General features: G+C 62.3%; 21 protein-coding genes and 4 pseudogenes. All 25 read right to left on the reverse strand.

Going from position 1 to position 23,613, the window contains the following annotated elements; all coding sequences use genetic code 11:
* Positions 1-9 precede the first annotated feature (9 nt).
* The gene (locus tag AC0L7P_RS21365) at positions 10-1,545 is read right to left on the reverse strand and encodes a DHA2 family efflux MFS transporter permease subunit (RefSeq protein ID WP_473436130.1); all 1,536 of its coding nucleotides are present in this window, start codon (positions 1,543-1,545) and stop codon (positions 10-12) included.
* A gap of 20 nt (positions 1,546-1,565) precedes the next feature.
* Positions 1,566-2,689: pseudogene (locus AC0L7P_RS21370) on the reverse strand (HlyD family secretion protein).
* Positions 2,686-3,156 (reverse strand): MarR family winged helix-turn-helix transcriptional regulator, encoded by a 471-nt coding sequence (locus AC0L7P_RS21375; RefSeq protein ID WP_473436131.1) that lies wholly within the window; start codon positions 3,154-3,156, stop codon positions 2,686-2,688. The pseudogene AC0L7P_RS21370 and the gene AC0L7P_RS21375 overlap by 4 nt, the downstream one beginning before the upstream one ends.
* Before the next feature lie 171 nt (positions 3,157-3,327).
* Positions 3,328-4,152: a sugar phosphate isomerase/epimerase family protein gene (locus AC0L7P_RS21380; protein WP_473436132.1), complete on the reverse strand. Its 825-nt coding sequence runs from the start codon at positions 4,150-4,152 to the stop codon at positions 3,328-3,330.
* Positions 4,149-5,303 carry a dihydrodipicolinate synthase family protein gene (locus tag AC0L7P_RS21385; RefSeq protein ID WP_473436133.1) on the reverse strand — a complete coding sequence of 385 codons (1,155 nt, stop codon included), beginning with the start codon at positions 5,301-5,303 and terminating at the stop codon, positions 4,149-4,151. Before AC0L7P_RS21385 ends, AC0L7P_RS21380 begins: the two co-directional genes overlap by 4 nt.
* Before the next feature lie 9 nt (positions 5,304-5,312).
* Positions 5,313-6,464 (reverse strand): Gfo/Idh/MocA family protein, encoded by a 1,152-nt coding sequence (locus AC0L7P_RS21390; RefSeq protein ID WP_473436134.1) that lies wholly within the window; start codon positions 6,462-6,464, stop codon positions 5,313-5,315.
* Between the two features lie 10 nt (positions 6,465-6,474).
* Positions 6,475-7,326 carry a sugar phosphate isomerase/epimerase family protein gene (locus AC0L7P_RS21395; protein WP_473436135.1) on the reverse strand — a complete coding sequence of 284 codons (852 nt, stop codon included), beginning with the start codon at positions 7,324-7,326 and terminating at the stop codon, positions 6,475-6,477.
* Positions 7,323-7,964 (reverse strand): TetR/AcrR family transcriptional regulator, encoded by a 642-nt coding sequence (locus AC0L7P_RS21400; protein ID WP_473436136.1) that lies wholly within the window; start codon positions 7,962-7,964, stop codon positions 7,323-7,325. The genes AC0L7P_RS21395 and AC0L7P_RS21400 overlap by 4 nt, the downstream gene beginning before the upstream one ends.
* Positions 7,961-9,478 carry a tripartite tricarboxylate transporter permease gene (locus tag AC0L7P_RS21405; protein ID WP_473436137.1) on the reverse strand — a complete coding sequence of 506 codons (1,518 nt, stop codon included), beginning with the start codon at positions 9,476-9,478 and terminating at the stop codon, positions 7,961-7,963. Before AC0L7P_RS21405 ends, AC0L7P_RS21400 begins: the two co-directional genes overlap by 4 nt.
* Positions 9,475-9,936: a tripartite tricarboxylate transporter TctB family protein gene (locus tag AC0L7P_RS21410; RefSeq protein ID WP_473436138.1), complete on the reverse strand. Its 462-nt coding sequence runs from the start codon at positions 9,934-9,936 to the stop codon at positions 9,475-9,477. Before AC0L7P_RS21410 ends, AC0L7P_RS21405 begins: the two co-directional genes overlap by 4 nt.
* An 81-nt stretch (positions 9,937-10,017) precedes the next feature.
* Complete coding sequence (locus tag AC0L7P_RS21415) at positions 10,018-11,043, reverse strand: Bug family tripartite tricarboxylate transporter substrate binding protein (RefSeq protein ID WP_473436139.1); 1,026 nt, start codon at positions 11,041-11,043, stop codon at positions 10,018-10,020.
* Between the two features lie 94 nt (positions 11,044-11,137).
* A complete protein-coding gene (locus AC0L7P_RS21420) occupies positions 11,138-11,626 on the reverse strand; it encodes a VOC family protein (protein WP_473436140.1) in 489 nt (162 codons plus the stop codon).
* Positions 11,627-11,645: 19 nt separating this feature from the next.
* Positions 11,646-12,059 carry an SRPBCC family protein gene (locus AC0L7P_RS21425; RefSeq protein ID WP_473436241.1) on the reverse strand — a complete coding sequence of 138 codons (414 nt, stop codon included), beginning with the start codon at positions 12,057-12,059 and terminating at the stop codon, positions 11,646-11,648.
* Positions 12,060-12,158: 99 nt separating this feature from the next.
* Positions 12,159-12,716: pseudogene (locus tag AC0L7P_RS21430) on the reverse strand (TetR/AcrR family transcriptional regulator); the annotation flags it as partial.
* A gap of 282 nt (positions 12,717-12,998) precedes the next feature.
* Entirely contained in the window at positions 12,999-13,466 is a 468-nt protein-coding gene (locus AC0L7P_RS21435; RefSeq protein WP_473436141.1) for a DUF2269 family protein, read from the reverse strand.
* Positions 13,463-14,755, reverse strand: coding sequence for an SDR family oxidoreductase (locus AC0L7P_RS21440; RefSeq protein ID WP_473436142.1), 1,293 nt, complete (start codon positions 14,753-14,755; stop codon positions 13,463-13,465). Before AC0L7P_RS21440 ends, AC0L7P_RS21435 begins: the two co-directional genes overlap by 4 nt.
* A 62-nt stretch (positions 14,756-14,817) precedes the next feature.
* Positions 14,818-15,590: pseudogene (locus tag AC0L7P_RS21445) on the reverse strand (3-ketoacyl-ACP reductase).
* A 30-nt stretch (positions 15,591-15,620) separates the two neighbouring features.
* A pseudogene (locus AC0L7P_RS21450) lies at positions 15,621-16,714 on the reverse strand (DUF475 domain-containing protein).
* A gap of 206 nt (positions 16,715-16,920) precedes the next feature.
* Entirely contained in the window at positions 16,921-17,835 is a 915-nt protein-coding gene (locus tag AC0L7P_RS21455; RefSeq protein ID WP_473436143.1) for a sugar phosphate isomerase/epimerase family protein, read from the reverse strand.
* A gap of 102 nt (positions 17,836-17,937) precedes the next feature.
* On the reverse strand, positions 17,938-19,008 hold the full coding sequence (locus AC0L7P_RS21460; RefSeq protein WP_473436144.1) for a Gfo/Idh/MocA family protein: 1,071 nt from the start codon (positions 19,006-19,008) through the stop codon (positions 17,938-17,940).
* Positions 19,008-19,766 carry an SDR family NAD(P)-dependent oxidoreductase gene (locus AC0L7P_RS21465; RefSeq protein WP_473436145.1) on the reverse strand — a complete coding sequence of 253 codons (759 nt, stop codon included), beginning with the start codon at positions 19,764-19,766 and terminating at the stop codon, positions 19,008-19,010. The genes AC0L7P_RS21460 and AC0L7P_RS21465 overlap by 1 nt, the downstream gene beginning before the upstream one ends.
* A gap of 83 nt (positions 19,767-19,849) precedes the next feature.
* Positions 19,850-20,704, reverse strand: a complete 855-nt coding sequence (locus AC0L7P_RS21470) for a MurR/RpiR family transcriptional regulator (RefSeq protein WP_473436146.1) — start codon at positions 20,702-20,704, stop codon at positions 19,850-19,852.
* A complete protein-coding gene (locus tag AC0L7P_RS21475; RefSeq protein WP_473436147.1) occupies positions 20,701-21,480 on the reverse strand; it encodes an SDR family oxidoreductase in 780 nt (259 codons plus the stop codon). Before AC0L7P_RS21475 ends, AC0L7P_RS21470 begins: the two co-directional genes overlap by 4 nt.
* An 11-nt stretch (positions 21,481-21,491) precedes the next feature.
* Positions 21,492-22,508: a Gfo/Idh/MocA family protein gene (locus AC0L7P_RS21480; RefSeq protein ID WP_473436148.1), complete on the reverse strand. Its 1,017-nt coding sequence runs from the start codon at positions 22,506-22,508 to the stop codon at positions 21,492-21,494.
* A gap of 13 nt (positions 22,509-22,521) precedes the next feature.
* Entirely contained in the window at positions 22,522-23,580 is a 1,059-nt protein-coding gene (locus tag AC0L7P_RS21485) for a Gfo/Idh/MocA family protein (RefSeq protein WP_473436149.1), read from the reverse strand.
* Between the last annotated feature and the right edge of the window lie 33 nt (positions 23,581-23,613).

The following is a 23,613-nucleotide window of genomic DNA, read 5'->3' on the forward strand; positions in this document are numbered from 1 at the left end:
GCGCCGCGATCACTCCATCGCGGGGGCCGCACCGGCAGCCGGGCTATGATCCGGGCGGCGCAACAGCAGGGCAAGCGGGATCGCCAGCATCGTGACGATCATCATCAGTTTGAAATCGTCGATATAGGAAATCATCAATGCCTGTTGGTTCACCAGCCCGTCAAGCTGCGCCAGCACCCCCGGATCACCCGCCGCCGCACCGGGCGAAAGCGTGCGCAACACCGGGTTGAACGGTGAAATCGCGGCGCCCAGCTCGGAATGGTTGATCTGAATATTGCGGGCCAGCATCAGCGACACAACCGAAATGCCGATGGACGACCCGATATTGCGCACCAGACTGAACAGGCTGGTGGCATCCGCGCGATAATTGGGCGGCAGCGTGGCAAATGCGACGGTGGACAGCGGCACAAACACAAGGCCCAGCCCCAACCCCTGAACCACACCGGAAACGATGATCGGCATGTCATCCATCTGAGGTGTGAACCCCGTCATCATGTAAAGTGACGCGGTGGTCAGCGACAGCCCCCCCACCACCAGCAACCGCGCATCGAACCGCTGCACCAGCCGCCCGACAAGGATCATCGAAATCATCGTGCCAACCCCGCGCGGCGCCATGACAAGCCCGGTCGTGATCGTCGAATAGCCGAAAATCGTGGACAGCATCGGCGGCAGCAATGCCAGACTTGCCAGCAGAACGATGCCGATGATGAAGATAAAGATAAGCCCGGTGGCGAAATTCCGGTCGGCAAAGATACGCGGGTCAAGGAACGGATCCCTGGCGGTCATGATATGCACGCCAAACACCCAGACACAGCTGACGGCCAGAAAGGTATAGATCCAGATTTCGGACGAGGCGAACCATTCCACCTCGCCGCCCCGGTCCAGCATCAACTGCAAGGCACCGATGCCGATGGCCAGCATGGCAAAGCCAAAGAAATCGAACCGCCGTTTCCATGTTGCCGCCCGGGGCAAAAAGGCAAGGCACCCGGCCAGTGCCAGCGCACCAACCGGCACGTTGATGAAAAACACCCAGCGCCAGTTGAAACTCTCGGTCAGCCAACCGCCCAGCGTCGGGCCGATGATCGGACCAACCATGATACCGGCGCCCCACATGGCCATGGCCTGACCGTGTTTTTCGCGCGGGTTGATATCCAGCAGGAATGTCTGACTCAGCGGTACGATGGCCGCCCCGAACAACCCCTGCAACAGCCGGAATCCCACCATGGAATTCAGGCTCCACGACAATCCGCACAGCATCGAGGCAACAACAAAGCCAACCACCGAAACGATGAACACATTGTGCCGGCCAAACCGGTCCGACACCCAGCCGGTCATCGGCGTCATGATCGCCGCCGCAACGATGTAAGAGGTCAGAACCCAGGTGATCGTATCCCGCGACGCCCCAAGATCGCCGGTCATCGACGGCAGGGCGACGTTGGCAATCGTGGTGTCCAACACCTGCATGATCGTCGCCAACATGATTGACAACGTGATCAATCCCCGGTGCGGTACGTTATCCGGGTCAATCGTGGCGGCGGCATTCATCTTTCAGGTTCCTTCCCGGCTCACTGCGCCGCAAAGGCGGTAAGGCCCGGCAATGTGCGGGTGATGCCCGTGTCGATGCTGACGGTCGAACTGGCACCCGAGATCAGGTCAACCCCCGCAGGCACAGGCCCGTCAAGGCGCAGGCGCACCGGCACCCGTTGCGTCACCTTCACCCAGTTGCCCGTCGCATTCTGGGCCGGCAAAAGCGAGAATTCGGCGCCCGTTCCCGCCCCGATCGCCTCGACCGTCGCGGCAAATTTCTGCCCCGGGTAGATGTCGAATTCGATTTCCGCCGACTGGCCCGCCGTGAGGTGGGTCAACTGGGTTTCCTTAAAGTTCGCATCGACCCAGGAATCGCCGGTTTCAACCAGCACAAACAGCGGCGTTCCGGCGGCAACAAACTGCCCCTCGCGGAACGACGCCGCCTGATAGGTAACGCCATCGGCAGGGGCGCGCACCGTGGCCAATTCAAGGTTATAGGTTGCACGTTCGCGCGCGGTCAGGGCCGACCGGACAGAGGGGTGGTCGTCGGTCGGGGCGGCGGGATCGCCGCCAAGGGCGGCTTGGGCGCTGGCCGTGGCCTGTTGCAGCGCGCTGAGCTGTTCCTGTGCCTTGCGCAAATCATGTTGCGATCCGTCAAGGGCGGCAGCGGTCGCCACCCCCCGGTCGGCCAGGGATTGCTGCCGCTCCAGCTCTTTGGTGAGATAGGACACCTCGTCACGGGCGACGTCTTCCTGGGCGACGCTTTGCTGATAGCCGGCCTTCATTTGTTCCACCCGCAACCGGGCGCTGGAAATGGCCGCGTCGGCCTCGGCCACGGCAAGGCGGTAGGGTTCGGGATCAATGCGGAACAGGATATCACCGGCGTGAACCTTTTGATTGTCCGCCACGTCCGATTCAACCACACGACCTGACAGGTCGCTGACAATCGAAACACGGGCCTGATGCAGATAGGCGTTTTCGGTTTCTTCATACCGCCCGCCCGACAGCCACAAAAACCCCCGCCAACGACAAGCACCAGCGGCACAAGCAGCATCACCACAAAACGCCCGCCACGTTTGCGGCGCGGTTCCGGTGTCTCGGCTGCCGGGGTGTCTTCCAGAGCCTCTTCGGCAGGCTGTTTGATTTTCGTCACACTTGTCATTTCGTTCTCTCCAGCGCCGATCTGGTGTCGGCTGACTCGTCACATCGCGACAGGTTGTCGACGATCAATTGCAGCGACGCGATCATCTGGCGCCGCATTTCATCACTCAGGCCCACGGTCGCGCAGGCGTAAACGTCATTCGCCATCTCGCGAATATCGCCAAGGGCATTCAGTGTCTTTTCCGTCGGGGCGACGATATGCGCCCGCCGGTCATTGGGGTCTTTGTGGCGTTCCACCCATCCGGCGGTGGTCATGCGATCAACCAGCCGCGACACGCTGATCGGTTCGACCTCAAGGATGTCGGCCAGGCGCGCCTGATTTGTCGGCCCTTCGCGCAGCAAACGCAGCAACAGCCGCCATTGCGCCGAGGACAGGCCCATTTCGCTTCCACGCAGCTCAAATCGCTTGCGCAACAGGCGCGCGGCGTCGTGGACGAGGGGGCCAAATGTTTCGATTTCTGATTTCATAAGCGGCAGATATAATAAGCATGCTTACCATTCAAGGGCAAGGATGCGGAAAACACGATGCCGCTGCGTAATTTTATCGGGAAAACCTGCACGACAATTGCCGCGCCGGCCCTGTTGAAAAGGGGCCGACACGGCATCATGCCGGATTGATCAAGAAACGGCGCTGGCGCGTTAAATCACCTTCAGCGCGTCAATCATGGCCGTCAACACATCGTCGCCGGGCTTTGTCCACCAATTGTCGGCGGAAAAGATTTCCACCTCATTCAGGCCCGCAAACCCCTGCGCCTCGACCAGACCGCGGATATGGGGAATGTCGATCACCCCGTCGCCCATCATCCCCCGGTCGGTCAGAAGGTTGGCCGTGGGATTCAGCCAGTCACAGACGTGAAACGCCAACAGCCGATCCTTGCCGGCACGGGCGATCTGGGCCGCCAGATCGGGATCCCACCAGACGTGATACACATCCAGCGCCACGCCGATACCGTCGCCCAAGAGGTCGCAAATATCCAGCGCATGGGCGGTGGTGTTCACACAGGCCCGGTCAGCGGCATACATGGGGTGCAGGGGTTCGATGCCGATCTTCACCCCAACGGTGCGGGCATAGTCCAACGTGTTCGCCAGCCCCTCAGTCACCACGGCGCGGGCGGCGTTGACGTCTTTCGATCCTTCAGGCAGGCCCCCCACGACCATCACCAGACATTCGGCGCCGATCGCCGCTGCCTCGTCAACCGCGCGTTTGTTGTCGTCGATCACCGCCTGGGTCAACGCCCCCTCGGCGGTGTACCACCCGCCCCGGCACAGGCCCGAAACCCCCAGCCCCGCGTCACGGATCAGGCGCGCGGCCTTGTCCACGCCGCAGTCTTGCAACCGGTCCCGCCAGGGGGAAATGCCGCCGATGCCATGGCGTTGGCATCCGTCGATACATTGCTCAAGGGTCCATTGTTTGCTGACCGTCGCCGTGTTCAGGGACAGATCAGCGGCGGTGAGCGTTCTCATGCGGCCACCCCGCGCGCCTGAAACACGGGGCGGGCACGGCGGGCCACTTCCTCGGGGTCGGTGAACAATTGCGCGTCATTGGCCAGCCGGATCGCATCGGCAAGGTGAAGGGTCGAACGCACGGCCTCTTGCCCGCCAATCATGGTGAAGTGATCCTGATGCCCCATGAGATAGGCCAGAAACACCACCCCGGTTTTATAGAACCGCGTCGGCGCCTTGAAGATATGGCGCGACAGCGCCACCGTGGGGTCAAGCGCCGCGCGATAAGCGGCATTATCGCCCGCCGCCAATGCGGTAAGGCCACGCGAGGCCGCCCCGGCGATGGGGTCGAATATCCCCAACAACGCATGGGAAAACCCCTGATCATCGCCTTCGATCAGGTCGGGATAGTTGAAATCATCGCCGGTATACATGACCACGCCTTCGGGCAGACGGCGGCGCATGGAGATTTCCTTGTCCGCCGACAGCAGCGAAATCTTGACCCCGTCCACCTTGGCGGCGTTATCGGCAATCACCGACAGGCAGGTGTCCATCGCGCGTCCGTGGTCGCTGTCACCCCAATATCCTGCCAGCGCCGGATCGAACATTTCACCCAGCCAATGCAGGATCGCGGGTTGTTGCAGCCCCGACAGCACCCGGCCATAGACGCGGGCATAATCCTCGGGGGTTTTCGCCGCCGCCACCAAGGCACGGCTGGCCATCAGGATGACGCGCGAACCGGTCGCCTCGACCGCTTCGCACTGCATTTCATAGGCTGCGATTACATCGTCGATGGTCACATCCGGGCCAGGGGTCAGGTGATCTGTCCCTGCCCCGCTGGCGATCAGCGCGCCCTTGGGGGCCGCCGCCATGCTGCGTTGGATCAGTTCCAGCGACGTGGGCCAATCAAGGCCCATGCCGCGCTGTGCAGTGTCCATCGCCTCGGCCACGCCCAGCCCGAGCGACCAGAGATGTTGGCGAAAGGCCAGCGTGCGGTCCCAATCAACGGCCACACCGTCGCCCGGATCAACCTGTGCCAGCGGATCGGCCACCACATGGGCGGCGGCATAGGCGGTGCGTGTCCAGTTGCCGCCCCGCACGGGCACCGGCCCCGCCGTCAGGGTCAGGGGCACCGTGCCCCGGTCACTGGTGGGAAGGATAAGTTGTGTCATATCGCCCCCTCAGATGTCCAGCGCGGGAACGTCAAGCCAACGACGTTCGGCCGAGGATTGATACCCGAGTTCCGCCAGTTGCACGCCCTTGGCCCCCTCGCTCAGGGTATAGGACCACGGACCATCCTCGACGACATGGCGCAGGAATTGTTCCCATTGCACCTTGAACCCGTTGTCGAACACCTTGTTGTCCGGCACCTCGACCCAGTCTTCCATGAAATTCATCGTCTGTTTCTGGTCCGGGTTCCAGACGGGTTTGGGTGTGTTCACCCGCGCCTGTGAATAACAGGTGTGCAGGCCGGCAACCGCGCTGCCATGGGTGCCGTCGATGTGGAATGTCACCAGATCGTCACGCCGCACCCGGGTGGCCCAGGAACTGTTGATTTGTGCGATGATGTCGCCCTCAAGCTCGAACGTGGCATAGGCGGCATCGTCGGCGGTGGCATCATAGGGTTCGCCGTTTTCATCCCAGCGTTCCGGGATATGAGTGACAGCATTGCACGACACGGCCTTGACCGGCGCCACCACATTATCCAGCACATAACGCCAGTGGCAGAGCATATCCGACACCATCCCGCCGCCGTCCTGCTTGCGGTAATTCCACGACGGTCGCTGTGCCTCCATCCAGTCGCCCTCAAACACCCAATAGCCGAATTCGCCCCGCACGCTCAGGATCTTGCCAAAGAACCCGGAATCGCGCAGGCGTTTCAGCTTCAGCAGGCCGGGCAGGTCCAGCTTGTCATGGACGATGCCGTTCTTCACGCCGGCCTTCTTGGCGTGGCGGGCGATATCCACCGCCTCTTCCAGGGATTCCGACACCGGCTTTTCCGAATACACATGTTTGCCCGCGTCGATCGCCTTTTTCAACAGGCCCGGGCGCATCTGGGTGCTGGCCGCGTCAAAGAACACGGTGTCGTCGGGGTTCGCCAAAGCCGCGTCCAGATCGGTGGTATAACGTTCCACCCCGTGGCGTTTGGCCAGCTCGGCGATCTTGGCCTCATTCCGGCCAACGATGATCGGATCGGGGATCAGAAGATCGCCGTTTTTCAGGCGCATTCCCCCCTGATCGCGGATGGCCAGAACCGAACGGATAAGATGCTGATTCATCCCCATCCGCCCCGTCACCCCGTGCATGATGATCCCGATACGCTGCGTTGCCATGGTGTGTTCCTTATCGCTGTGCTTGTTGGTGTGTCTCGCCCGGCCACAGTTTGTTCACTGTGTCCATGGCGGTTGCAAAGGTGTCGCGGGCGCTGCCAGACAGCACGAAAGGCTCCACCCCCATGGGGGCGCCCCAACCGTGGTCATGCAGGGCCGTGAAGATGTTGCCAAACGGATCGCGGCCCGTGCCCGGCGCGCCGCGATTGGTGTCGTTCAAGTGCATATGGCCAATCATGCCGGTGGGCAGCCAGTGGGCAATCAGATCGGCCACCGGCGGTTCTGTCTGCCCCGCGGCCGAGGTGTCGATCATCGTGCGGAACGCCGGGTTGTCCACCAGGCGGCACAGGGCGGCGCCGTCCTGAATGGTGTTGACCACCGGCGTTTCGGCCCGCGACAGGGGTTCGATACAATAGAGCAGCCCGCGATCCTGCGCCGCCTGTGCCACGGGGGCAAAGAAGGCGGCCAGATCCTCCATGGTCTGCTCTGGGGGGGCACCGGGCATTGGCACCCGCTGTTTCGGTGATCCATGCACCATGACCCCGGCCCCCAGACCGGTAGCCAGATCGACCAGCCCAAGCAGAATATCGCGCGTGGCATCGCGCCGGGCCGGATCGGTAACCGAGGCATCCTTATAGCCCGACAAAAGCCAGTGCAGCCCGGTAACGCGCACACCCTCGCCCTCAATCTCACGCCGAATATCGGCAATCGCGGCAGGGGCAAGGCGGTGCGGCGCATCGCCCAGGGTCATCGGGTCAACCTCAAGCCCCATGGCCCCCAATTCACGGGCGATCCGGGCCTGATCGCCCAAACGCGGGTGTTCCGCTGCCAACAACTCGTTGCAAAAGCTGATCTTCGGTTTCATTCTACATGCTCCAGCCATGCCAGCACCATTTCCGTCACCAGTTTGCGCCGCTCGGCCCGTTGCACGGGTTCTGCAATATCGCGGCCAAACACCGATTTCAGGGTGTGGCGATTGGCCACCGGAAAATAACAAAGGGACGCCACGGTGATATAAAGTTCGACCGGATCGACCCCGGCGCGAAACCGCCCCTCGGCCACCCCACGATCAAGGATAAGGCCGATCTCGCGCACCAGATGAGACTGGATTTCCGTCAGATCACCGATTTCGGCAATGGTATGCCCGCCGCGCAGGTTTTCGGTGTTCAGCATCGACACGAACCACGGCTTTTCGATGAAATGGTCCAGCGTGAACCCCACCAGCGCACTGATCGCCGCTGACGGGTCGGAATCGGTCAGTTTCAGCGTGCGTTCGCCCTCGCGGATCTGCACATAAGCCTCACGCAGGGCGGCGGCATAAAGCCCATCTTTGTCGGTGAAATAGCTATAGATCATCGGCTTGGACATGCCGCTGGCCACTGCAATGCGATCAACCCGCGCGCCGGCGTGGCCATATTCGGCAAACTCGGTCAAGGCAGCGGCCAGAATATCAGCGCGGGCCGCTTCGGCATCATGGCGGCGGGGCGTGCGGCGGGCGGTCATTCCCGCGCCTTCCGGGTAAAGGGATTGCGCGCTGACATCGCACGCCGCACCGGGCCAATCGACAACAGGATCGACAGGGCGATGATGATCGCGAACCCTGCCGAAATCGGGCGGGTGAAGAACGCCGTTACATCCCCATCCGACAGGATCAGCCCCCGGCGCAGGGATTTGTCCAACAGATCGCCAAGGATGATCCCCAGCACCATGGGGGCCACGGGATATTTCATCTGCCGCATCATGAACCCGATAAGCCCAAAGGCAACCATCACCCAGACATCGAACAACCGCTGGGTCAGGGCGTATGGCCCGATCACGCAAAGGGTAAACACGACCGGCATCAGCCAGGCCCGTGGAATCCGCAACACCTGAATGAACAACGGTGTCAGCGCCACCCCGAACAGGCCGATGGCGATGGTCGCATAAACCAGCATGGCCGCGACGGAATAGATAAAGGTCGGTTCCTCGATCATGATCATCGGCCCTGGGCGGATACCGTGAATGAACAATGCCGCAATCAGCACCGCCGCCGGGGCGGACCCCGGCACCGCCAGTGTCAGCGCCGGGATCAGGGCGCCGGGCACAACCGATGAATTGCCGGTTTCGGCGGCGGTCAGGCCCTCGGTGCTGCCTTTGCCGAACTGGTCGCGTTCGGGGGATTTGCGGCGCGCGGCAGCATAGCTGGCCCAGGCGCCGATGTCTTCGCCCACGCCGGGGATGATCCCCACAAGGGTGCCGATGATGCCCGAACGGATGATGGTGATCCGATAACGCCACAGGTCGATCAGCCGGGGCAGGCTGGCCCCTTTGGCAGTGCGCGCGGCCATGTCGGGCACTGTCTGCCACATCACGCTCAGGACTTCGGCAAAGCCAAAGGCACCCACCATGGCGGGGATCAGGCCGATCCCTCCGTTCAACTGATCCCAGCCGCCGGTCAGGCGGATCGAGGAATGGATGCCGTCAGAGCCAACCATCGCCACCATAAGCCCCAGCACCCCCGAGATATACCCCTTGAGCGGCGACGCGCCACCGGTAAGCTGCCCCGAAATCACGATGCCGAACAACGCCAGCCAGAAGAATTCGTAAGATCCGAATTTCAGCGCCGCTTCGGCCAATGGCGGGGCCAGCAGCACCAAAAGGATGATGCCGATCAGCGTGCCAAGGGCCGATCCGGCAGTGGCCAGCCCCATGGCATAGCCCGCGCGCCCCTGCTGTGCCAAAGGATAGCCATCAAGCGCGGTTGCCGCGCTGGCCGGGGTGCCCGGAATGTTCAGCAGAATGGCAGAACGCGACCCGCCATAAATGGCCGAGACATACATGCAGATCAGCACAAGGATCGCGGCGTCGCGGTCCATGGTATAGGTCAGGGTGGTCAGCAGCGCGACCCCCATGGTCGCCGTCAACCCGGGCAGCGAGCCGACAAAGATGCCCAGCAGCGTAGACCACACCACATGAAACAACATCACCGGCGTGGCCAGGCCAAACAGCGCGGCGGCGAATTCGTTGAACCCCATCATGGCAGACGCACCAGAAACGCATAGCGAAACAGCGCCCCGATCAGGCCCGCCATGACGATACCGAACGCGATGCTCATCAGGGTGCGTTTCAGGGGCGGCATTCCCGTATCAAAGATTATCAGAAACCCGGCAATGAAGATCGCCGTTGCCACATAGAATGGCAGATGCCCCACCATCAGCAGCGCATAGATGATGCACCAGACCGCCGCGATTGCCGTGGTGCCCCATGCCGCGTCAGGCGCGGGCGTGTCCGGGTCGCGGGCGCTGATGAACAGCGCAGCGGCACAAAGACACATGACAACGCCCAGAATCATCGGCACCAGACCGGGAATGGACGACGGGTGGATATGGCGGATTTCAAGCCGGTCCATGGTATACCCCGCCCAAAGCATGACCAGCCCCATGGCGATCAACAGAATGGCGGTGATACGGTCGGCGCGTGCGGAATCAAGGCGCATGAGGCGTCCTCGTCTTGAGATGGGAATGTGTGAATGCAGGCGTTGGGCGCGCCGCCCCGCAACAGGGCGGCGCGACAGGCTTTATTCAGCCGGGCAGGTGATGCCGATGGTCGAAGGATCAACCACCGCTTCGCCACGGATCACGCGGGCGCAGGCCTCGGACACGATGACGGGCATTGCCTTTTCAAGGGCCGCAGCACCAGCCGCAGGCGCAAAGACCGCACCGCGATCCTTGGCATAGGTCTGAAGCTCGGGCGAGGTGGCCACCTTTTCGTTCCAGATCTTTTCAACGGTCGCATAGACCTCGTCCGGGGCGCCGGTGGGGATCAGAATGCCAAAGTAATCTGCGGCAACCTTGAAATGCGGCATGAATTCGGTGATCGGCGGAATCGGGTCGATCCCTTCCACGTTCAGGGGCTGATCGGCCAGAACCGTCAGCGCCCGCAGCCGGCCGGCGCGGATCATTTCGGTCTGTTCCACGGCAAGCTGGGTGGTCACCGCCACTTCGCCGCTGGCCGCTGCCATCACGGCAGGCGCGCCGCCGTCATAGGTGACCATGCGCGCGGCCAGGGCGCCCTCGGCCGCCTCGCCGATCGCCGCCAGAGCCATACCGCCCGACGAATTGACGCCGGCAGTGCCGACCGTCACGCCGCTGGTTTTCATCGCCTCAAGAAGCTGCCCGAAATCGGTGTATTCGCTGTCGGCATTCACGCTGACAACCGGCACGTTGGCCACGCTGAGGTAGATTTCATAATCCTCGATCGAGGTGCCCTCGACAAGGCCGGTCACGGCATAGGTGGCGTTGTTGGCCACGGCGTTTGCCGTCCAGGTATAGCCATCGCGCGGGGCATCCAGCGCCGCCTTGGTGCCGATTGCGCCCGACGCACCCGGCTGATTGACGACAACAACGTCGGTGCCAAGGGCCTCGGCCAGAATCGGGGCGACAACGCGGGTCACCTGATCGGTCGACCCACCGGCAGACCATGGCACGATGATGTTGATCGGGCGGTCCGGCTGCCATGTGGCGGCACCATCGGCCAGCGCGGCCATGGGCACGGTTGCAAGCAAACCCAGAGCGGCAAGCGACGTGGTAACTTTATTTTTCATGTAATCCTCCCAAATACTACCAACTGGTAGACATGCTACCAACTAGTAACATTTCGCGATTCGGTCAAGCGCCCGCGCGTGGAAGGATCAAATTTCAGCTAGGCGGCGCCGATGCTGCTGCGGCCTCCAGCGTGGCGATGTCGATTTTTGTCATCTGGTACATGGCTTGCGCCGCACGTTCCGCTGTGGGGCTGTCTTCGGCGGAAAGAAGCTCTTTCAAACGCCGGGGAACCACCTGCCAGGACAGGCCAAACCGATCCTTGCACCACCCACAGGGGCCGGGTGCGCCACCGTCAGCGGTGAGCGCATCCCAATACCGGTCAACGTCGGCCTGGCTGTCGCACTCGATCGCAAAGGACACGGCCTCGGAAAAGCGGTAAGCGGGGCCACCGTTGATTCCGACGAATTTCTGACCGTTAAGCGTGAATTCAACGACCAGTGTATCGCCCTTCACCGCCGAAGGGTTGTCGGCGGGTGCCGCCATGCGGCTGTCGATCCGGCTGTCAGGAAACAGCCCGGTATAAAAGACGGCCGCGTCCTCGGCATTGCCATCAAACCAAAGGTTGGGCGTGATCGGTTTCATTTTACTATTCCTTTCACGGTTACGCCGCGCCGACATGACGGGCAAAATTATCAAGGATCGCCTGCCATCCGGCGCGCTGCTGTTCGATCGGGTTTTCGGGTTCGGCCTCGAAAGTGACCCGCACCGTGACGCCCTCTGCCCCGGGAATGAAATCGACCCGCCCGGACCGATCCCCAAAGGTGTATTCAATCAAGCTGTGCGGTTCGATTTTCGTGTAGGTTCCGGCAAAGTCAAACCCCATACTGCCGTCCTTCGCCTCCATTCGTGACGAGAACGCGCCGCCTTCGCGCAGGTCCACCGTTGCCGTCGTGGTGTGCCAATCCTCGGATGCGGTGTTCCACCGTTTGATATCATCAGGGGTCGTATAGGCCGCCCAGACCTTGGCAATCGGGGCCGCAACATTGGTTTGAACGGTGATCTTTTCTGCACTCATGGCGTGAACTCCTGCTGGATGAAACGGTTGATCGGTGTCTGCGTTGAACAGTAATCTGACATAGCGGATCAGGTGATCGACGCTGTCGCCCGCGACTGCGGCGCTGCCCGTGGCCTTGGCCAGGATGAACGCGCCCTGAAGAACCGCCTGCGTATGCAGCGCAAGGGATGCGGCATCCCACCCTGCCCCGGTCGGTCGTGCCGCCATCGCCGCGCTTATGTCATCTTCCAGCGTCGCCGCGTGGTCGCAAATGCTGTGCGCACAGGCGGCGCGGATGTCGGGGGCGGTGTCATAGGTTTCCTGCAACATTGTTCCCACAAGGCAGGTGAACTCTGCCACCTCCCCCTGCAAAAGCGCCTTGCGAAATTCCAGATAGCCGATGATCCGGTCCAGCGGATCCGCGTGGTCGTGATAGGGGGCCTGCGCGAACAGGGCGCCGGTTATTTCTGACCAATGGCCGGCGGCGGCAACCGCCAGATGATCCTTGCTTTTGAAGTGGTGAAAGAACGCGCCCTTGGTCACGCCAGCGGCGGCGCACAACGCGCCAACTGAGGTTGCCGCATATCCTTTGGCGCGGATCACCGTCAAAGCCGCATTCAACAACTTTGCGCGGGCATCGGGTTTGGGGGCCACCTGGAATGTATGATTCTCTGCCATGGATATTTACATACCAACCGGTCGGTGCGTTCGTCAAGGCAAGGCATCGCGATGCCCGGCTTACCTTACCAACCAGGCGGGAATGCGTATCCGAAACGCAGAAACGTCACGCCGATCCGTTGAGAAAACGACAGGACGCGTCATTGCACAAAGGCTTTGCCACCCCATTTTCCTGTGCGGCCATTTCCACCGACCATGCCGATTTTGCGGCACCGATTGCCGATAACCGGATATTCGGCGCAGGGAGGCATCTGCGCGGCAGCGCCCGGACGGGGGGCGAAACTACAGCACCGGCTTATTCAGCATCAGCCACAGGACCGCCATCACAGCTGCAAAGGCCGGACAGCCAAAGGCGAACCACCAGCGATAAAGCCGGTGATACGCATGCGGCAGCGCGGTTCCTGTGTCGCGCGCCGCCGCAGCCAGATCGCGCATCCGCATCTGCATGAACACCACCGGAAACCAGAACGTGCCGGTCAGCACATACAACCCGATGGACAGGGCCAGCCAGCCTTCGGTCAGGGGCCAGCCCGCCATGCGCGCCAGAAAAAAGCCGGTGATCGGTTGCGCCACCACCGCCAGCGCGGTGAACAGCATATCGGCCAGCACGACAATTCCGGCCACATGGGCAATCAGGCGGGGATCGCCGCTTTGATGCGAAACCACCATGAAAAAGGCGATACCCGCCCCGGTGCCCAACAGAACAATGGCGCCAATCACATGGGCATAAAGCAGCAGTTCATGGCTCATCGTTCTTCCATCACCATCCACACCAACCCGGCCAGCGCCATGGCTGGCAAGACCTTGACCATCGGGCCCAAAGGGTCGCTCCATAAATCCGGCGCCACGAACGCACCCCCGATCAGATAGGCGGTCGACAGCGCCATCATCCCCAGCGCGGCGGGTTTCACCCAGCCCCGCCACAGGATCGCCAGCCCCAGCGCAATATCGCACAGGGCGCCGCCCACGACGATGCCCCGGCCAAGCCCGACCGAAAAACCCCGCGCCACCAACAATTCCACGGCCCGCCCCACATCACACAGCGCAATCAGCCCCGACAGGCACCAGAACAGCGCCAGCGTGGCGATGGCCAGGGGCAGCGCCAGATAAAACCGGGCAAAAATCCGCTCTTGCCGGGTGGCGGGAAGGCGGGCAAGGGTTTCATCAAGGCTGCGGCAGGGACGGCCACCGATACTGTTCCACATTGCCGGATCACCGCGAATACCATCGCCAAGCGCGCGCAATGCGTTGGTGCGCAGGGGTGATCGCCACCCGAGATAGCCAAGCATATCCGCCCCCTGCCCTGCCAGCCTCGGGCAGAAACCGGGCAGCTTTGGGCGAAACTTTGGCGCCGGCAGGCCCAGCCAACGGCGCATGGTGGCGGCCAGCTCTGGAAATGCCCGCGCCTCTGGTTCGCACAGATCGGCGGTGGTGCCAGATGGCACCTGCCCCATGGCCGCCGCAACGACCGCATCGGCCACGTCCCCGACGAAAACGGTCTGAACCTGCGCATCGGGAAAAACCTGCGGCAACACAAAGGGCAGCGCCGCCATCGCCCGCAACACCGCCGTACCGCCATAGGCCTCGGGCGCCAGAACCAGCGCGGGGCGCAGGATCACCCAATCGCGCGCCCCCGCAACAATGGCATCGCCGCGCGCCTTGGTGCGAAAAAACGTGGTACTGGCATCGGTTGAAACACCTGCCGCCGAAATATGAACCAACCGGATGGGCAGATCGCCGATCCCGGCAACCAGCCGCTCCGGCGCGCTGACATGGATCGCCGCCAGATTGTCGCGCCCGCCATCCTGCAAAGCCCCCGAAGCGTTGATGACCACATCGGCACCGGTCAAGATGCCCCGCCATTCCGCGACGGTGATCGCGGGAATATCGCGGATCAGCCAATCGCCATCGGGGGCGCTGGCCATGGCCGCGCGTTCCGACCGGCCAATCCCGACCACATGAAACCCGGCATCGCGCAACGCGCGGGCACAGGCCGCTCCGATCAACCCGTATGCGCCCAGAACAATCGCTTTTGCCATGGCCCGTCACCCCAACATTCACGCCAGCCTAGCGTTGGCGCGGTGGAATGGCCATCAATGTCCTAAAACCGCTGCACCAACAGCCCGCCGTCGGCGGCGATCACCTGTCCGGTGGTATAGGGCAGCTTGCCCGTGGCCAGGGTCGCGACAATCGCGCCGATTTCGGCGGGCTGTCCGACACGCGGCAGCAGGGTCAGCCCGTCTTTGGCCCGTCTGGCATAACTGTCAATGACCGGCGCTGTCATATGGGTTTCAATCAATCCGGGGCGTATATCATAAACGGCAATCCCTTCTGCCCCCAGCCGCACGGCGAACGCCTGCGAGATCATCCCCGCCGCCGCCTTCGAGGCGCAATATTCCGCCCGCTCGACCGCCACCGCCCCGGCATTGGCCGAGGTGATGTTGACGATGGCGTGGAACAGCGCGGGGTTGCGCGTCGCCCGGACGATTGCCCGGCGTGCGAATGCCTGCGAGAGAAAGAACAGCCCCTCGCGTTTACCGCCATGCAGCGGTCATAGCTGGCCTCGCTTACCTCCAGAAGATCGCCGCGCTGGATCACGCCGACACCTGCGTTGTTCACAAGGGTGGTCACGGGGCCAAGGGCAGATTCGATGGCCTCAAGCGCCCCGTCGTGGGCGCCCGGATCGGCCACGTCGAACGGCGCGGCACATACCTTTGCCCCGGCATTGCGCATCTCATCAACCGCCGCCAAAAGGGCATCATCCTGCGCCGCATTGTTCAGCGCCACCGCAAACCCTTCGCCCGCCAGCGCCCGGGCCGTGGCCAGCCCGATGCCGCGCCCCGCACCCGTAATCAGGGCCACCGGTCCGCTCATATGACGGGGCCCCTATGCATGCCCCGCAGGTTATCGCGAAACATTGCCAGCCTGTGCGCCCTGCAACTCATCGGCCTGGTCCGGTTCGTCTCCCGCCCTGAGCGACGATCGAAAGGCCAGCCCGATCAGGACGACGCCACCCAGACCGGTGATGATTTCGGGAATGTGCATGACCGTATGAACGTACATGATCACCGACAACAACAGGATCGCATAAAAGGCCCCGTGTTCCAGAAAACGGTATTCGACCAGCGTGCCCTTTTCCACCAACATGATTGTCATCGACCGGACATACATCGCACCGATCCCCAGCCCGATGGCGATCACGAACAGGTTTTGCGACAGGGCAAAGGCCCCGATCACACCGTCAAAGGAAAAACTGGCGTCCAGCACTTCGAGATACAGGAACGCGCCAAGACCGCCCTTGGCAACACCATCAACCACATCCTTGCGATCCAAAAGCCGGCCCAGCACCTCGACCGCCAGAAATGTCATCAACCCGTAAAGGGCGGCAACAATGAATGGCATTGATTTGTGATCGGGCAGAAAATGCGAAAACGCCAGAACCAGCGCCAGAACGATGGTGATTTCGATCCCCGGATCGACGACCAGCCAACGCAGCGCCGTTCAACCGGGCCAAGCCAGTGCAGATCCTTTTCGGGGTCAAAGAAATAGCCAAGCGCAACCATCATCAGGAACGTGCCGCCAAACGCCGAAATCGAAAGCTGCGCCCCCTTCATCATCGCCGCATAATGCTGCGGGTCCGTGATCGCCAGACGCACCGCCTCGATCGGGCTGACATGGGCGGCAATCACCACCACGGCCAGGGGGAAAATGATCCGCATCCCGAACACCGCGATCACAATGCCCCAGGTCAGGAAACGGTGCTGCCAAACCGGTGTCATATGCCGAAGCTTATTGGCATTCACAATGGCATTGTCAAAACTGAGCGAAATTTCCAGAACCGCCAGAATGGTGCAGATAAACAGCACCGACAGCATCCCCGACACAGTGCCGGTAAAGGCCCAGCCAACCCATGCCCCCAACATCAGACCCAAGATCGTTACAATGAAGGGGCCGCGGAAATACCGCAGCGAAGATTTGGCAGGGGTCGGTGTCGTCATGGGGCCTCCGGCAGGCGGGCGGGTGTTGTGCGGGACAGCGCAAACCGCCCCAGTGAACGGGAAGGGCCAACACACAAACACCAACCGTAACAATCACCACATGGTTATTCCCCCGGCATATGCCAAGATGCCAGACCACAAAGATCACGCCTGTGGTCAATAAATCTTACCGGACGGCGCGGGGGCCGCGCCGCACGGTGCGCCGGCTATTTGATGAAGGGCGAAAGAACGTCCCGGGCCAACCGGAACCCACGTTTTACCTTGTCGTCCGTTCCCTCGAAATCGCGATCCTCATGTTCGATGATCACCGGCCCGTCATATCCGGCGCGATAGAGTTCGGCAAAGAACTGTGACCAGTTCACATCGCCCAGCCCCGGCATCCGTGGCACCTGCCACCCCATGCCCACCGACATCACGCCATTTTCATAGAGCCCATCCCGGTCGATCATCACATCCTTGGCGTGGACATGGGCCATGCGACCGCCGAATTCGCGGATGAACCGGCCCTGGTCAATCATTTGCCAGACCAAGTGCGAGGGGTCGAAATTCATGCCCACCGCATCGCCCCATTCATCGAAAATACGCCGCCAGATTTTCGGGGAATAGGCAATGTTATGCCCGCCGGGCCATTCATCGCCGCTGAACAGCATCGGACAGTTTTCAAAGGCCAGTGTCACGCCCATATCGCGGGCATGGGCGAGTGTTTCGGGAAAAATCTGTTGTGCCCGCGCCCAGTTTTCATCAAGGCTCAGGCTGCGATCACCGCCCACAAAGGTGTTGACCACCCCCACGCCCATCACGCTGGCTGCATCGATCAGCTTGTTCAGATGGCCCAGCACCATGTCGCGCTGTGCGGCATCCGCGTGCAGGGGGTTGGGATAATAGCCAAGGCCCGACACCGCGACGCCCTTGTCAGCCAAGGCATCCATGATGTCCTGACCCGCGCTTTGGCTCAGGCCGTCCACATCAATGTGCGACGTCCCGGCATAACGGCGCGCCTCGCCGCCCGAGGCCGGCCAGCAGGCGATTTCCAGCGCCGAAAATCCATCCGCAGCGGCCCAATCGGCCACATCCATCAGGGGCGTATCACCGAAAGGTGCCGTAAGAATTCCCAGTTTCATCTTGTCATTCCTTCCTGTCAGCCGCGGCCAATCTCAACCCAGCATCCGCGCGCGTTGCTTTCCAGCACCGCGTCGCAGAACCGCATTTCATAATCGCCATCCTCAAAGCTCGCATAGGTCGAGATCCGCCGACCGTGCGCCTGTGATGACATCACCATAAACCTGCCGGAACAGCGCCAGAAACGTATCGCCAAACCCCTCGACATGGCCACCGGGCAGGGCGGCGGTGCGGGCCGCGATCGGTTTCATCATCGCCGCATCCCGCTGCATGATCTGGTTCGGCGCATCGCGGTGGCCCAGCCACAGATGATCGGGGGTTTCGGAATCCCACGCCGCCGAGCCGTTTGACCCGGCAACATCCCAGCACAGCGAATTCTTGCGCCCCATGTTTACCTGACTGGTCGACATCACACCGCGCCCGCCGTTCGGAAACCGCAGCATGATCATCGCCGCATCGTCGGTGGCAATCTCGCGCGGTTTGGTATCGCCAGCGGCGGCGGAAAAGGTGGCAACCGGGCCGGTGGGTTTCTGGCGCTGGGGGATAAAGGTTTTCAGATCGGCAAACACCGCCTCGGCCTTCATTCCAGTGATGAATTGCATCAGGTCAATCCAGTGGGTGCCGATATCCCCGACCGAGCGTAGCGCGCCCCCCTGATCGGTTTCCAGCCGCCAGTTCCAATCGGTGTCTTTCGCCAGCCAATCCTGATGGTAATGGCCGGTGACAAACCTGATATCCCCCAGATCGCCGTCGCGCACCATTTCATGGGCCTGCTGGTTCAGGGGGTAAAACCGGATGTTGTAACAGACGGCGGCAATGCATCCGCTGCCGCGCGCGATCTGCACCAGTTCGCCCGATTCCGCCGCCGTCAGCGACAGGGGCTTTTCGCAGATCACATGTTTGCCCGCCGCCAGAATTGCCTTGACCTGTGGATAGTGGGCATGGTTGGGCGAGGTGACATGCACCACCTGCACCCCGTCATCACCCAACAGCGCATCAAGGCTGTCATAGGCATGGGCGACACCCATCGCCTGCGCGCCCGCCTGCCCCCGTTCGGGGCTTGACCCCAGAACCCCGCGAACATCCACGCCCAACCGCCGCAAAGCGCCCAGATGAACGCCGCCGATGAACCCGGTCCCGATCACGGCAACGCCGATCTTTTTGAAATCGCTCATCAAATTTCCTTTTCTGTCAAAGCATGGTCACCCAACCGAATACCCCCGTCAACCGCAAGACAGGCCCCGGTCATGAACCCCGCCAGAGGCGAGGCCAGGAACAGGACCGTCCCGGCAATATCACCCGGTTCGCCCCAGCGGCCCATGGGGGTACGGGCCGCAACGGCGGCCACATGGGCCGGGTCGGTCCGGCTTTTGGCGGATTGTTCGGTGATGATGAACCCGGGCGCAACCGCATTCACCCGAATACCATCCCCCGCCCAGGCCACGGCCAGGGATTTGGTCAGTTGCACGACCGCCGCCTTGCTGGCCCCATAGGCGGGGTTTTTCGGACTGCCGAAATTGGCATACATCGACGCGATGTTGATCACAGCGCCCTGTGATGCCGCCAGTTGGTCGCGAAAGGCCAAGGCGCAACGGAACGATCCGTGCAGGTTTACATCCACCACATGGGAAAAGAACGCCGGGTCCATCTCTTGCCCGCGCGAGGTGATCGCGGCGCAATTCACCAACACGTCAAGGCTGTCGGTTGTGGCGGCCAGCGCGGCAATGGCATCGCCGTCGGTCACGTCAAGCTGATGATAGGTAAACCTGTCGCGGTCCTGCGGGTCGGGGGCGGGTTCAACCCCGGTGATCACCACCTCGGCACCGCGATCCTGAAACGCCCGGGCAATCGCGGCGCCGATCCCGGCGCGGCTGGCCCCGATCACCAGCACCCGGCGGCCAGTGAAATCAATGTCGAATCTGTTGCCCATCATCGGATCCCCCTTGGAAAATCCTGCGCCCACCACCCCTGAGTTGCAAGGATATTTTCATAAATATAAATGTTGGTAAAATACTGTCACTCATGCCCGGCCCCGCTGGCGGGGGTGCGATCAATCCGCCGGCCGGCGCTGACGATGATCGACTGACACAGGGCCATGGCCGGAATTTGCGACCGGAAATGCCCCAGCCGCGCCTCGCGCACATAAAGGGTTTGCGCGCCGATCCCGGCAATCGGGCTCAGCTCGTTATCGGTAATCGCCAACAGGCAATGGCCCCGGGCCACCACCTGTCGGGCGGCGGTGACGGTTTCGGGGGTGTAATCGTCAAAGGTGATGGCGATCACCGCATCCTCGGGGCGGATAAACCGCATCTGCGCGGCGCGCATCGACCCGGCATTGTCAATCAGACTGGCCCGCACCCCCACCTGCGACAGCCCGTAAAAACAATAGGCCCCAACCCCGAACGCCCCCCGCGCCGCGATGATATGCACCGTATCCGCCGCCGCGATGGCATCGACGAACCCGCGCAATGCGGTGCGGTCTGTATCTTCCTGAAGGCGGATCAGCGTGTCGATGCCCGAGCGGACAAAGGCATCGAAAACCGCATCGGGATTGTCCAGATCGGGCACGTCACCCTCGGATGCAGACACAACATTCAGGCGGTCGGCGTATGGCATCCGCGGCCCAAGAAGACGCTGGCGGAACACGGCCTGAAGCTCGGCAAAGCCCGCAAACCCGATTTCCTTGGTGAACCGGGTCAGGGTTGATGTGGGCACACCGGCCATGCGCGCCAGTTCGACAATGTTGTAAATCGCCACGTCTTCGGGGTTGTTCAGCACGAATTGCGCCACCTGCCGCAACCGGGGCGAAAGTTTCAGGGTGTCCGATGACAGATAGGCCACCAATCCCTGAAAATCCCCGGCGCCGGTCATGGTGCGCCGATCACCCGCTGTTCCAGATCAATGCAGGTGCCGGTTTGCAGCCCCGAATAATCGCTGAGCAGATAAACCACCAGCCGCGCCACCTCGGCGGGTTGCAACAGGCGTTTCAGGGGTTGCCCCTCGGCCGCATCGCGCAGCCAGCCTTCGCCCTTGTTCAGGGTTTGCGCCTGCATCACCATTTCGCCCGGCGTGGGCGACCACCCCATGTTCACGCCATTCACCCTGATCCGGTCGGCCAGATGGGCGTTGGCCGCGTTTCTGGTCAGCGTTGCCAGCGCCCCCTTTGACGCCGAATAGATTGCCAGATCGGGCGCGCCGCAATGGGCATTGATCGACTGAATATTGACCACCGCGCCCGGTTCGCCCACCGCCAGACGATGGGCAATAAACGCCTGCATCAGGAAATAGGGCGCGCGGGCGTTCAGGGCGAACAGGCTGTCCCAATCGGCATCGTTTCCGTCGAGCATCGACGCGCGGGTGGTGATCCCCGCGCCGTTGACCAGCCCGTGAACCACCCCGCGCCAATCCAGCACCCGCTGAAACAGGTCTTGCGGCGCCCCCGCCTGCCCCAGATCGGCGGCAAAGAATTGCGCGGCACAGCCGGTTTCGCACAGGGCGCGCGCCACCTCTTCGCCCGTCTTACGGCTGCGCCCGACCACGGCAATGGCCGCGGCCCCCCGGCGCGCCGCCTCATGGGCGATTTCGGCGCCGACCCCCTGGGTTGCGCCGGTGATCAACAGCGTTTTGCCTTGCAAGGTCAGATCCATGGGTCTTTCCCCTATAATTCAATCACCCGCCCGGTTCGGATGCTTTCATCCGCCATCAGGCAAATCCGCAGCGATGACAGGGCATCGCCCATGTGGCGGGTCAGGTCGTGATCGTCGCGGATCGCCGCGATCATCGCCGCCTGTTCCGCGTCGCATAATCCCTGATGGCCCGGCTCATCAGGCAGGGCGATCATCTCGTCGCCGTCCATGCGATGCACCAACAGCCCGCCCACCTTGGTGTGGCCGTCAATATCGGCGGAATCGCCCTTGTCGGCATCGGTGATCGACACGGCACCATGGGGGCTGATCACGTCTTTCACAAAGAACGCGGTCTGCGACATCATCGGCCCCCAGCCTGCCTCGTACCAGCCGACCGACCCATCAGCGAACGCCACCTGCAACTGGCCGTAATTATACATGGTTTCGGGAATCTCATCGCTCAGGCGCAGGCCAACCCCCTGCACCCGCACCGGCGCGGCATCGGTGATCTGGCACATGACATCGACGTAATGCACCCCGCAATCGACAATGGGCGAGGTGGATTGCATCAGCGCCTTGTGCACCTCCCATTCCGCGCGGCTGGATTGCTGGTTCAGGTTCATGCGAAACACATATGGCCCGCCCAATGACCGGGCCTCGGCAATCAGGCGCATCCATGACGGGTGATGGCGCAGGATGTAACCGACCATCAGCTTGCGGTTCAGGCGGGTGGCGGTGTCGACCACCGCCTGTGCATCGGCAATCGTCGCCGCCAGAGGTTTTTCGACGAACACATGGGCGCCCTGTTCCATCGCCGCGATGGATTGCGCCGCGTGGGCGTCGGAATAGGTGGCGATCACCACCAGATCGGGGTTGGTTTTCAACCCCTCGTCAAAACCGGTAAACCCCGGATAGCCGGCCAGTTCGTCGGGCAAGGCACGCCCCGAACGGTTGACGATGCCCACGATTTCGCTCTCGGGGTTATGGTGATGGGCCAGGGCATGGGACAGCCCCATGTTGCCCACCCCGACAATCAGAACACGGATCATGTCTTTCCCTTCCTCAACTCTCAAGCCGCCGGGCGTCGCCCACCTTTACCGGCTGTCCGATGCGGCGCGACCGGATCGCGGCAAACCCCAGCGCGAGACTGTCGAGGTTTTCGCGCGCGCCGTTCTCGGGTTCGGCGTTATCTTCGATGGCGACCAACAGCGCCCCCATAGCGCCGCGAAACCCGTCGTTGAACCATGTGCCTTGCAGATCGGGCGTTGCGGCACCGTCGGCCGTGGTCAACGTCACCCTTTGCACCCCCAGATCGGGGCCGGTGCTGTGCAGGCTGCCCTTTGTCCCGGCGATAAAGGTGGCATCATCGGCACCAAAACGCGTGGCCCCATCAAACACCAGCGACGCCTGCCCGCCGTCCAGTTCGATCAGCACCTGTGCGGCCAGCGGAATTTTTGCGCCCTGCCCGGTTGCCCTGACCGCCGTGGCAAACACCGACCGCACGCGCCCGGGCGTCAGGCTGGTGATGAAATCAAACCAGTGGATGCCGAAATCATAGAGCATCAGATCTTCGATTTCTTCAAACGGCGTGCCGGTGATCCAGCGGTGATCCCAGTGCAGCGAACAATGACAGCCCACCGGATCACCGATCAGCCCGCCGCGCACCGCCGCGCGCATCCATGCCATATGGGGCGACCAACGGCCATTCTGGTTGATGGCCAGCTTCAGCCCCCGTTCATCGGCCAGCGCGACCAGCCGGTCGCCCACATCCAGATCAAGCACAAAAGGTTTTTGCGACAGAACATGTTTGCCCGCCAGCAAGGCCCGTTCGATCAGCGGCACCCGGTCGGCGGGGTGGGGGGTGATGTCGACCACGTCGATTGTCGGGTCGTTCAGAATGTCGGCGGCATCATCGCTGACCCGGGCGTCGGGGTAAAACTCGGCCGCTTTTGCCGCCGCCTTGTCGCGGGTGCGGTTACAGATCGCCGCCACATCCCAGCCGGCGGTGCGATAGGCATCAAGATGGGCGCTCACGATTCCCCCGGCCCCGATCACCCCGATCCGGGGGCGATAGGCGCGGGGCATGGGCGGTTGATAGGCCAGATCAGGCGCGGCAATCACCGGCACATCGGTGGTTTTCAGGGCATAGGTATC

The organism is Oceaniglobus sp. K40-3, assembly GCF_055808395.1.